The sequence below is a fragment of the Streptomyces sp. NPDC004721 genome, from assembly GCF_053601495.1.
This window is the reverse complement of record NZ_JBSGBZ010000051.1, coordinates 1-11,829: the sequence shown is the minus strand read 5'-3', so window position 1 is coordinate 11,829 and position 11,829 is coordinate 1. Positions and strand designations below refer to the sequence as shown.

The 11,829-nt window shown below is 70.6% G+C and carries 7 protein-coding genes and 1 pseudogene; 1 reads left to right on the top strand and 7 read right to left on the bottom strand.

Features of this window, described 5'->3' with window-relative positions:
- Nucleotides 1-405 precede the first annotated feature (405 nt).
- The 7 genes from ACWEK3_RS32855 to ACWEK3_RS32825 all read right to left on the bottom strand — a co-directional run bounded on the left by ACWEK3_RS32855 (nucleotide 406) and on the right by ACWEK3_RS32825 (nucleotide 11,528).
- Nucleotides 406-786 (bottom strand): hypothetical protein, encoded by a 381-nt coding sequence (locus ACWEK3_RS32855; RefSeq protein ID WP_453251298.1) that lies wholly within the window; start codon nucleotides 784-786, stop codon nucleotides 406-408.
- A gap of 82 nt (nucleotides 787-868) precedes the next feature.
- On the bottom strand, nucleotides 869-1,807 hold the full coding sequence (locus tag ACWEK3_RS32850; protein ID WP_453251297.1) for a helix-turn-helix domain-containing protein: 939 nt from the start codon (nucleotides 1,805-1,807) through the stop codon (nucleotides 869-871).
- Between the two features lie 141 nt (nucleotides 1,808-1,948).
- Entirely contained in the window at nucleotides 1,949-4,582 is a 2,634-nt protein-coding gene (locus tag ACWEK3_RS32845) for a S8 family serine peptidase (protein ID WP_453251296.1), read from the bottom strand.
- Between the two features lie 463 nt (nucleotides 4,583-5,045).
- Nucleotides 5,046-8,801: a S8 family peptidase gene (locus ACWEK3_RS32840; RefSeq protein ID WP_453251295.1), complete on the bottom strand. Its 3,756-nt coding sequence runs from the start codon at nucleotides 8,799-8,801 to the stop codon at nucleotides 5,046-5,048.
- 943 nt (nucleotides 8,802-9,744) lie between these two features.
- Nucleotides 9,745-10,128: a hypothetical protein gene (locus ACWEK3_RS32835; protein WP_453251294.1), complete on the bottom strand. Its 384-nt coding sequence runs from the start codon at nucleotides 10,126-10,128 to the stop codon at nucleotides 9,745-9,747.
- A 52-nt stretch (nucleotides 10,129-10,180) separates the two neighbouring features.
- Complete coding sequence (locus ACWEK3_RS32830) at nucleotides 10,181-10,663, bottom strand: DUF4158 domain-containing protein (RefSeq protein WP_453251293.1); 483 nt, start codon at nucleotides 10,661-10,663, stop codon at nucleotides 10,181-10,183.
- 232 nt (nucleotides 10,664-10,895) lie between these two features.
- Complete coding sequence (locus ACWEK3_RS32825; RefSeq protein ID WP_453251292.1) at nucleotides 10,896-11,528, bottom strand: type III effector protein; 633 nt, start codon at nucleotides 11,526-11,528, stop codon at nucleotides 10,896-10,898.
- Between the two features lie 128 nt (nucleotides 11,529-11,656).
- On the opposite strand from ACWEK3_RS32825, the pseudogene ACWEK3_RS32820 reads away from it, so the two are divergent.
- Nucleotides 11,657-11,829: pseudogene (locus tag ACWEK3_RS32820) on the top strand (Hsp20/alpha crystallin family protein); the annotation flags it as partial.

Here is an 11,829-nt window from a genome sequence, read left to right as displayed (position 1 = left end):
GCACGTGCCGGGGCTGTCTGCTGAGGTGCAACCGCGATGCCGGTCGGGAACGTGCCGGATGCGGCCCGTCGGCCCACTTCACCGGGGGACGCCAGAACACCTCAGGGTCAACGACTACCTCGGCGACGCGCGATCCGATGACCTGGTCGAGGTTGCCCGCGCCCTACGCACCTGCGCGGGGCGCGCACTCCGAAGGCCGACGAAGTCCGAGCCGCTATGCGAAGGGTCGTCGCTAGCCTCCGGTGCGCGGGGCGCCCGGACATGCCGCGACCGGAGCGTCCGCAGCCTTCACGGCGGTACGGTCTCGCCATGCCTACGCCGACCCGAGCCGAGGAAGCCCTTGCGGCCGTGCTGGCCGGCGTTCCACGCCCGAGCGAAGAGAACGGCGATCTACGAATCCTGGACTCATGGACTGTGGGCGAAGACACGATCTGCGTGGCCTATCAAGGCTGGTGGGAAGACGGCACGATCGGTCTGCGCCGCCGGATCGATGACGACTTGCCAGTGAGCTGGGTCGTCGGCCAGATCCTCGACGCCGAGTTGGGCGAGCCTCCTGGCGGCGTGATCGAAGGCGCAGAGCCAGACAGCAGGGGCATTGTCTGGTGGCATGGCGAGCCGCCTGAGTGGTGGAAGAACGCGCTCCTGCGACAGGTTCACCCGGCCCAGCGCGAACGCGGAGATCTCCTCCACCCGCTCCATGGTCCGCACCATCGCGGTGCCCGTCGTCTTCACCGGCGGCGTGCGCAGCCGCTCCAGCTCCGAGACCCGCTTGCCCTCCGGCACCACCAGCAGCTCCGCCAGCGCCGGCGCGAGGGCGGGATCGGCCCGGCGCGTCGCCCGGCGCCGACCTCCGAGGACCGAGCGCCCGTCACGCCCAACCGTGGTGGCGGGCGTACCACCCGAGCTGGATGCGGGTGGTGACCCCGGCCTGGACCATGAGCGCCTGGATGCGCCGCTGCACGGTGCGCGCCGACAAGTCCAGCTGCCCGGCCACCGCGGTGTCGGTGAGGCCGGCGAGCAGCATCCGGAGGATGCGGGTGTCCAGGGCGTCGAGCCCGTGGTGCGGCAGGCCGTAGGGGCGAGCCCGCTCCCACACCGTGTCGAAGAGCGCCTGGGCGACGTTCACCAGGCCGCCGCGCAGGATGATGCTGGGGTCGACGTCGCTGCCGCGACCGCGCAGCGGCAGCAGCGCCACCTCGCCGTCGCAAACGATGAGCTTGAGCGGTATCTCCTCGACCGTCCGTACGCGCATGCCCCGGCCGAGGGACTCGTCGACGTTGTCGGCCGCGCCGGGCTTGCTCAGGAACCCCTGATCGATGACGGCGCGCACCTTCAGGCCGCGCGCCAGCACGGTCGGCTCCTCCGTGTTGTCCGGGCCGACCACCTGGACGTCTCCTGTGACGAAGGTGTCGATCCTGCGCCGGGAGGCGAGTTGGAGCTGGACATACCGCTGCTGCACGGCGTCCCGGCCCTCGACCAGCTCCATCAGATCGCGCTGCGCCCTGCCCATGCTGCCGGTGCGGTAGGTCTCGACCAGCTCGGCCACGGCGAGCTCCGCGCGCTGGAGGCGTTCGCGGTGCGCTGCCAGCTCCGCGCCGAGCGCGACCGCGGGCGGCGCGGCGGCATAGCTGCCGTCGCCCTGCCGGCCAACCAGGCCGCGGGCGGCCAGGGAGTCCAGCACGGTGACGATCCGCGCACTCGGTACGGCTGCCGCCTCCGCCAGCTCACCGGGGGTGGCGGCGTGCCGTGCGATCAGCACCCGGTAGGCGGACTCCTGCTCGGGGGTGAGCCCGAGATCCTCCAGCATCAAACCCGCCTTCCGGTCCTTGCGTGCCGTCCGTCAGGGCGGATTCTCGCAGCTCGTCCGGGTGTGCAGGGTCAGGGCAGGGCGGCCGGCGGGCCCGCTGGACACAGCGGGCCCGCCGACCGACGTCGAGGTGCGCCGCGTTCAGCGGACCAGGGTGACCTCCGGTGAGGTCCAGGTCTCGGTGCCGGGTGCCTGCTGGGGGTCGGCGAGCGCCTTGTCGAAGACGAACCGCAGCCGGTAGGTGCCCGCAGGTGCCGGGGAGCCGTCAGCCAGGTCGGCGTCCCAGCCGTAGAAGTCCATCCCGGTGCCTGCACCGGAGTTGCGGCTCACCCAGGAGGCGTCGTACGGCGTGGCGACCACCCGGCCGCGCGCGTCGAGGACCTGGAGGCGCATCCGCTCCAGCAGGGGGTAGCCGTGCGACAGCATCACCCATGCCTTGTCGTTGGCGGTGCTCGCGTCGGTGAGGTCGACGGTGATCGGCTCGCTCCGGCCGAAGCTGAAGTAGCCGGGGCGCAGCGCTGGGTTGTCCAGCCTGTCGTTGACTTCGGTGAAGGTGGGGTTGATCGCGGAGACCGCGTCGTAGTCGCCCGCCATGCCCAGGTAGGGCACTCGGATCTCCGGGGTGGCCGCACCGACCGGGGTGAACTCCACCCAGCCGCCGAACAGGGTGCCCTGGGGAACTCCGCGGGGCTGCTGGAAGTGCACCGTGACCTCGCCGCTGCTGTGCGCGGCGACGGTGAGCCGGTCGACGCCCTGGACCCGGACGTCGCCGCCGGCGTCCAGGGGCTTCCAGGCGCTGGTGTAGGGCGGCGCGGCGGAGACCGAACCGCTCTGCCCGACCCGGTACGTCACCGTGTGGTCGGTCGGGTTGTGGACCGTGACGGGGCGGATCAACTGCCGTCCCTCCAGGTCGCCCAGGGCCAGCTTGGAGGGGGTGGCGGTGGCCCGGACGCCGGACACCGAAGCCAGGGCCGCGACCGCGTCGACCCGTCCGGCACCCTGCTGGGCGACGGGCTGCCGACCGCGCTCGTGGGCGCCGGTCATGGCGAGCGGGGTGGCGGTGTTCTGCAGAGCGGTCCGCACCTGGTCCGGAGTGAGGCCCGGGTGGGCCTGGAGCAGCAGAGCTACGACACCGGCGACGTGCGGGGCGGCCATCGAGGTACCGGAGTTCACGCCGTACCAGTCGAGCTTCGGCGGCACTGCCGAGAGGATGTAGCCACCGGGAGCGGCGATGTCCGGCTTGAACTCCAGCTCGTTGCCGGGGCCCCAGGAGGAGCCCTGGTCCATCAGCCCGGCGGCGTCGGCGTTCAGCGAGCTGCCGGCGTAGGCGCCCCAGGTGAGCTTGGTCCCGGCCGGTGCGGCGAGGATGCGCCGGGCGTCGCTCTCACGGATCGACACCAGTGGGATGCCGGTGCCGTCACAGCAAGGCGACCCGGGGATGGTGTCGTCGCCGTACGACGGGTTGTGGTAGAGCGCGCCGACCGCCCCGGCGGCCTCCGCGGTGCGGGCGATGTCCAGCGGGCGGCACTTGTAGGACTGGGCCGGGTCGGTGACCGGTGCGAAGAGGGCGATCCGACCGGTGAGGCTTCCGGCGGGCAGCGGGTCGCAGCTGGAGGCGATGGGGGTGATCGGGCTGCTGCCGGTCGTCGGCGGGACCGGGCCGCGGCCGGAGGGCTGGTACGGGACGGGGGCGGCGGAGCCGTCGTCGAGGGTGAGGGCCAGGTACGGGTAGCGGTTGCTGTAGGTGCTGCCCACGGCTATCGCATGGTCGGCGATGGCCGGTGCCGCGGCGTTGAACGGGCCCGCGTAGCCGTTGCCGACGGCGACCACGGTGGGAGTGCCGGAGGCGACGAGGTTGTTGACGGCGAGGGAGAGCACGCTGCTGCTGCGCTCGCCCTTCGAGCCCAGGCTCATGTTGACGACGTCCACGTCGTCGGCGGCGGCTTGGTCGAGCGCGGCGATGATGAGGTCGTCGGTCGCGGCGTTCTTGCTGCCGAAGACCCGGTAGGAACGGAGGGTCGCCTCCGGGGCGACCCCCTTGATGTGGGTGTCGTCGCCGGCGACGATGCCGGCCACGTGGGTGCCGTGCCCGGCGGCGGGTGTGTTCGTGTCGTCGTAGGGGTCGGCGTCCTCGTCGGCGAAGTCGTAGCCGCCCAGGACCTTGCCGTTGGGGAAGCCTCCGCCGCCGAGCGCCGGGTGGTCGTAGGCGATGCCGCTGTCGACGATGCCGACGGTGACGCCCTTGCCGGTGTGGCCCTGGCGATGGGCCTGGGGGACGCCGGTCAGATCCGTGGTGGTGACGACTTCCCGGCCGGACGGCGCGCCGTCGGCCAACCGGGCGGTGCCGCCGGCCTGGGCGACGGCCTTCTTGAGGACGTCTTCGGACACCGGGACGGGCGCCTCCGGCGCTTCGTACACGACCGGCTTCGAGACGGAGGCCACGCCGGGAAGCGCGGTGAGCCGGGCAGCCTGCGCCGCGGGGACCTTCACCACAAGTCCGTTGACGACGTTACGGTAGTGGCGGTGGACGGTCAGCGTAATCCCGGCCTGCTTCGCGACATCGACCAGCACTCGCTGGGAGTCCGCGACGGCGCGGCGCGCCGCAGCACGGCTGTTGGGCGAGGTCTGCTGCGCGGCAGGTGCGCTGTCGAGCGTGACGATGCGGGTGACCGACGGCCCGGACAGGTCGTCCGTGGCAGCGTGGGCCGGGCTGCCGGGCACGGCGAGTGGCAGCAGCAGGAAGGCGGCCGCCACGGTGATGGAGTGTCTGTTCACGACCAGAGATCAAAGCTCGCGCCACCCTGGCCGATCAATCGTTCGCGATGTCGCGTTCTCGCCATGTCGCGAACTCGACGTGGCCCCCTGGATGAACCCCGTGGAGCGATGGTTCGCCGGACCGACCCGCCGCAAGCCGCCGGAGCCATGACCGCCCTCGAACCGGCCGACGGGCCGGACCTCCTCGTCGCCGAGCCACTCGTCCGCACCGAAATCAAGATCGGATACGCGCGGGTCTCGACCGGCGGACAGAAGCTCGAACGGCAGCTCGACGCGTTCACCGCTGCCGGATGCCGGAGTGCGGCAGCCGCGTCGCCCGCACCGCGTGCCCGGTTCGACGGATCGCGGTTCGGTCAGCCGTGCGTGACCGGCGGGACTCCCGGTGCGCCCGCAGCAGCAAGACGAGGCGGCCGTACACCCCCGGCAGGGGTGTACGGCCGTCTCAAGAGCGAAGCTCAGCGAGTCACTTCAGGCCGAAGGCCCGGATGATCTCCTGGTTGATGCCCAGCCCGTCGGCCGCCTCGGCGTGCGCCTTGAGCGAGACGAACGAGCCCGGCTTCTTCGGGGTCTTGAACCGGGCGGTCCAGGAACCGGCCGCGTCCTTGCGGAGCTCCACCGCCTCCCAGGTCTTCCCGTCGTCGTAGCTGACCGACAGCGAGGCCCCGGTGGCCTTGACCGCCCCGTCCAGCCACTCCTGCGTACCGGAGGAGAGCCCGACCTCGGTCCACTGGCCGGCCTTGACGTCACCGGCCAGGTCAGTGTCTACCTGGTAGTCCAGCTGAAGCAACGGAATGCTGGCCAGGAACGGGCCGTTCTTGTCCATGGCACCCGAGACAAAGCTCCACTCGGTGTGGGTGCGGGTGGACGTCCGCCACTCGTTGCTGTCCCGGGTGGCGTCGAGGACGAAGCGGTACGGCAGCTTCTCGGGCGAGACGCCCCAGGCGGCACCCGCCCGGCCCGACACCTTCTTGATCAGGGTGTCGCCCGCGTAGACGGCCGTGGTGGTGGTCTCGTACTCGTCCTCCGACATGGCGCCGGAGTGGCCCGCGCCGGAGTCCGTCCACGGGGTGAGGTTGAACTGGATGTCGTTGTAGATGGACCGGTTCGGACCCCAGTAGGCGGTGCCCAGACGCGGGCGGGTGACCGGCGCGAACCACTGGGCCGGGTAGGTGCGGCCCGCCGTGTAGTCCAGCTCGCCGCTGCGCATCTGCTGCGCGGTGCTCTCGTCGGCCTTGAGGACCGAGTGGTTCTCGTACCAGTAGGAGGCGCCCGGAAGCGGGGTGACCCACTCCTCGCGGGTGCCGGGGAACTTCTCGTACTCCTCGCCGCCCAGCCCCGGACCGTACTCCGGGATGTCGAAGCGGTAGCCGGCGCCGAGAGCGTCCTTGTGGCCGTAGAAGGTGTTCTTCACCTTCGCGAGCTGACGCTCCGACGGGGCGTACTCCAGCGAGCGGTCCGGAATGACGCCGTCGTGGCGGTCGACCAGGTCGTACACGTAGCGGGCGAACTTCCGCTGCGTGACCGTCACCTTCGAGCCCTGCCGGGCCGACTCGATCAGCTTCTCGCCCGCGAGGCGCTGGACCGAGGCGACCGGGATCGTGGTCTCGGAGCCGTAGGGGGCGTACCAGTCCATGTCGACGCCGTCGCCGTCGTTGACGACGAAGAGCGCCTTGGCTCCCGCGGCCACCGCGTTGGCGGCCCGGTCCTCGGGAGCGACCGCGTCGCTGCGGCGGATGACGACCGCCTTGCCCTTGACGTCCAGGCCCTTGTAGTCGGCCGCGGCGCCGTTGCCCGCGAAGACGGCGGGGAGCTGCTGCGTGCCGCTCTCCGCGACCGGTGCACCGCCCTGCGCGGTCACCGGGACATCACTGCCGCCGACCGTCAGGTCGATGAGCTTCTCGCCCTGCCGCCAGCGGGTCAGGAACGAGAACTTGCCCTCGGTGACCTTCTCGGTGGGGCTCGCCCACAGCTGGTCGTACATCACCGGGATCTGGTACGCGTCGCGCAGGACGGAGCCGTCCGGTGCGGTACGTGCCATGTCGTAGCGCAGCTGGCGGGTCTCGGTCTCCTTGGGCGTCCGCGCACTGACCTTGCGGGCCTTGGAGGCATCGAGGGTGACCGTGGTCGCCTTGTCCAGGATGATCTCGGGGGCCGCGAGGAAGGCGACGGCCTTGGAGTCCGCGCGGTCACCGGTGATGTCGGGAATCGCCCACGCGGTGTAGTTGCCCGGCGGGAGCCGGAGTGTGGTCTCGCCCGGCACCCGGATGCCGGCCGGGTTCAGGTCGCCGAGCTCACCGATGATGACGAGGCCGTCCATCGGCTTGCCGGAGCGGTCCTTGAGCTGGAGCTTCAGGTCGTAGAGCTCGCGCTCCTTGTGCAGGGCGAAGCCGGTGTGGGCGACGGTGGTGCCCGACGCGTTCTTGGCGACGACCTGGCCGGAGAACTGCGTGTTGTTCGCGACCTTGGACGGGTCGAGCGAGAGCACGGCCTCGGCGGTGGAGCCGGCCGGGACGGTGAGCTGCTTCGTCGAGAGGGTGTAGGCGTCGGAGTCGGTGTCCGTCGCCAGGTCGAGCGTGACGTCCTCCGTGCCGGTGTTGCGGTAGGTGATGGTCCGCTCGGCGACCGGGTCGGACGGGGAGTGCGGCCAGTTGTACGAGGCGACCGGGACGGAGCCGGTGGCCTCGATCGTGGTGTCGATCGCCGCCTTCACATCGAGCCGGCCGGTGCCCTGCTCGTACGGGGTGTAATCGGGCAGTTGCTTGGACGAGCTCATCAGCGCGTCCTTGATCCGCTGGCCGGACCAGTCGGGGTGGCGCTGCTTCAGAATGGCTGCCGCGCCCGCGACATGCGGGGTCGCCATCGACGTACCGGACATCGACCGGTACATCCCGTTGACGCCGGGGACCGACTGCGAGGCGGCGGCGTTGATGTTCACGCCGGGCGCGGAGAGGTCGGGCTTCAGTCCGTACGACTTGACCAGCGGGCCCATCGAGGAGAAGTCCGCGCGGTTGTCCTTCTTGTCGACGGCGGCGACGGTGAGCGCCTTCTCCGCCGAACCGGGCGAGCCGATGGTGCCCTCGTCGTACGCATTGCCCGCGGCGATCACGAACAGCGGACCGCCGTCGGTGGAGAGGGCGTCGACCGCCTGGGACATGGGGTCGGAGCCGTCGTCCGGGACGGGGGAACCGAGGCTCATCGAGACGACGTCGGCGCCTTCGGCCTTCGCCCACTCCATGGCTTCGATGATGCCGGAGTCGGAGCCGGAGCCCCCGTCGCCGAGCACCTTGCCGATGATCAGGCCGGCGCCCGGGGCGACGCCCTTGTTGGCGCCCGCGGAGGCCGCGCCGGAGCCGGCGATCGTGGAGGCGACGTGGGTGCCGTGGCCGTGCCGGTCGGTGACCTCCTCGCCCGGCACGAAGCTCTTGGTCTCCAGGATGCGGTCCTTGACGTCCGGGTGCGTCGCGTCGATGCCGGTGTCCAGGACGGCGACCTTGGTGCCCTTGCCGTCGTACCCCTCGGCCCAGGCCTGCGGGGCGTTGACCTGCGGCACGGAGTCCTTGAGGGCCGCTTCCACCTTGCCGTCGAGCCACAGCTTGGTGATGCCGGCGTCCAGCGTGCGGGCCGCGGGGGTGGTGGTGATGCCGTTCCAGAAGGTGCGGGCCTTGTGCTTGTCCGCCTTCAGCGCGGCGCCGTGGATGCTGCCGAGGTCACGGACCTTCTCGGCGCCGTGCGGGGTGGCGGGCAGCGAACGGGCCTTGCGCGCGGGGTAGGTAGCGATCACCGGGATGCCGCCCGAGCGCTTGTCGTCGTATCCCATCTTCGCGAGCGTGGAGATGTTGAACAGCCTGCGGTCCAGCTTCCCGGCCGCGAGCAGCGCGGTGGCCTCGTCGGGCAGTACGTAGATGTCGTCGCCGGCCTGCTGGATGTGCACGCCGCCGACGGCGCCGTCGGGGCGGTCCACGGTGACGGTGTCCTGCTTGCCGGCGCCGTCGGTGTAGTGCACGACATCGCCCGTGAGCAGGGTGATGTCGTACTCCTTGACGGGGGTGGCGGCCTGGTGGCCGGTGGGCGCGGGCTGGGCCGGGGCGGCGGACACGGAGCCCGCCGCGGGAAGCAGTGCGCCGCTCACCAGGGCGACCGAGGTCGCTATGAGCAGAGCCCTGTGTCGCGCACGAGCGGGTCTCGCCCGCCCGGAGGCGGAGGGGGGAATGAACGTCATGCAGATGATCTACCGTCAAAAGCATGGTAACGGCGGGGTTCGAACGTTGCGTGAAACCGCCATGGCGGCATTCCGCCCCCAGCGGTTGCCGACTTGGCGGAGGGCGGGGTTGTAGCCCGCTTCGCGGGCTCGTTGCTTGTCGTAGTAGCGGCGGGCGCCGGGCGAGACGCGCAGGGCGGCGAATGCCTGGTGCTGGAGGGCGTCCCCCGGTCGACGGTGTACGGGCACCTCGATAAGACCAAGACCGTGCCCAGCCAGCCCAAGAAGCCAGCAGTCACGAAACCCTGATCGCTACCTTGCGGCTGGGGTCAGAGATAGGGTGCGGCGCGAAGTCGCACATGATAAGTGGAGGTAAATAGTCACAAAGAGGAGAAAGAGACGCCTCCCCGGCCTGTGTCCAGGCCGCATCCCCGCGCTCGCATGCGTCGCTGGTAACGGCGGAGTGTGAAGCCGAGTGTTCAAGCCCAAGAGTGCCTTGGCCATCAAGGCGCAACAGGCGAGGGGAAGGCTGGGCGGGTGAATGAGAATGAACCCCTGTAGATGCCTCGTAACTGACACTCCGTCGCTGGTGTGCACGAAGGCGGAGAGAGGACTCGACGCTGAAAGGCGTCAGGCGAGCCTGTGGGACCTGGAAGCAGGCGAGGACACCGCCAGTCCCGGGGTATAGGGGGCACCCAATCCAGTCGCATCTTGCATGTGTGGAACGCGAGAACCCCGTTGGAGTCCGGGCGGCGAATAGCCGCCCGGCAAGCCGGACGCAAGGAAGGCGCCCCGCTCGGCGCCGAGCATTCCCGACGATGGCCACCGTGTCTCTGCGATACGTGACTTCCAGCCGGACTCTTCGTGGCCTGAGTCCGTGGCGTCGAGGTAGTGCTGCGGAACAAGACCGGCAAAAGCCACCTGCCAGGAGCGCACGTAGACACCAGCGACCGCCGAGGCGTCATCAGGCCCTGCCTGTCGAATCCGCATGGCCGTCATTCTTCAAGGCTCCGCGCTCCGGGCCAAGTTCTTTTGCCGAGGGCCCTGTCGAGTGCTCGGCTGCCTGTTCCAGCAGTGCCCGCGCAGAGTCCGCGTAGCGGACGGCGGTCTTCTCGTCGATGCCGAAGACGAGCGCGAGGTGGAGTGGGTCGGAACCGTGGGCGAGGGCCTCTTCGGGCTGGCGGTCGACGCGGAGCCGTTCCGGGGTGGCGGTGAGGTTGCGGGTGGCCCGGGTGGTCCAGAGTTTGGCGGCCGGGCCGAGTTCGACGGCGGTCTTCTGGGTGATCAGCAGGTGGGGGTTTGGCGTTCGGCCTGCACCGGGGTGGGAGCGGCGGCCAGCGTCGCCCACAAGCGTTTCTCGGCCCGCTCGCGGGTGCCGGAGACCAGCCTTTCCAGCACGGTCACCCCGGGCAGCACCACCTTCTTGTCCACCAGGCGTTTGGTCGCAAGGTCGAACCAAGCAGGGTGGGGCGTTCGTTGCCGATCCAGGCACGCTGGTAGAGCCAGCGGGCGAGCGCGAACCACTGGTCGAACTCGAACTTCGTGTACCCGTAGTCGGCGCGGATCTGCTCCTGGTGGTCCCAGCGGGCCTCGCTGCTGCCGTACCCGGCGAACGCGGCCGGCTCCAGCCCGAGCTGCTCGGCAACGTAGGCGAACACCACGGCGGGTACTTCTTCGGGGTTGTTCAGGAAGGTGCCCAGGTAGCGGATGGTGCCGAGCTGGACTGCCCAGCCGATCCGGTTCCGCGCGCCACGGGCGGCCATCGCCCTGCAGCGCGCGGTCTGATCCAGCAGGAAGGACCCGGCGAGCTGTCCCTCGTCCGGGTCCTCGGTGAAGTGGCCGAAGCGCCTGCGCTGTTCCTCGCTCAGAGAATTGGTGGGCACCGCCCGCTCCTGGATCATCGGCGTGACTCGCGCGCGACAATGCCAGGTGCCCCGGCGGGGCGTTCGGTGATCCCCGATTCCAGCCCAGAGCATCACCCCATGTGGTAGACGGGGCAGCCTGGAGAGAGACAGAACGATCCTTGCTCACCAGTTCCTCGTGTGAAGAAGCGCAGAGTTGTGCCACGCGACGCCCGGGGGGATCTCGCGCCATGCCTTGGGACAACGGGTGGGTTCAGGGGGGTGTGAGGGTGTCGAGCCGGGCGGCGAGGTCGGGGTGGGCGGCGGCCAGGTGGGGGCGGGCAGCGGTCAGGGGGGCGATGAGGTCGGCGGGGTCGTCGTGGGCGAGGGCCGCGTGGAGCTCACCGAGCGGGCGGCGGGCGGCCGGGGGAAGGTCGGTAAGGGCGGTGATCTGGCCGGCGAGGCGGCGCAGGTCAGCGGCGTTGGCGCGGGCCCAGGTGGCGGTGTTGCGTTCGGCAGCCCGGGCCTGGCGGGTGGCCGTCACGCGTTGCTCTCCGGTGGTCCCGGCCGGGCCGGGACGGCCGCGCAGATAGCGGCGCTCGGCGGCCTGGCGGCTGGCGACACCCAGGGGAGCGGCGAGGTCGGCCCAGCTGGCTCCCGCGTCCCGGGCCGTTTCGATCAGGCCGGTCTCCCACCCGGCGAGCTGCTCGCGCACCTGCCGCAGCAGCATCAGGGAGGCCAGCGCCTGCTCCGGCCCGGGACCGGGACCTTCGGGCGTGTCCGGGGACTCTCGCTGGGCGTCGCGCAGGGCGTCGTCTATGGCGTCAAGGGCCGCCGCGGCGGCGAGGAATGACGCCGGGCTGTGGGCGTTCGTACTGGTCGTGGGCGGTTGGTCGGCTGCGGTCACGGGCACCCCCCTCGGATCGTCATCATGTAGACGACATCATGTTTGTCATCCATTGGATGACATGTTACAACGGTGTCAGTGAGGCGCATTGGCAGTTACTGCCTGAACCTGCTGGAGGTGTTTTCACGATGTTGATGCGCACTGACCCCTTCCGTGAGCTGGACCGGCTGGCGCAGCAGCTGATGGGCCCGGGTACCTGGTCGAGGCCGTCGGCGATGCCGATGGACGCCTACCGCGAGGGCGACGAGTACGTGGTGGCCTTCGACCTGCCCGGCGTCACCGCGGACGCGATCGACATCGA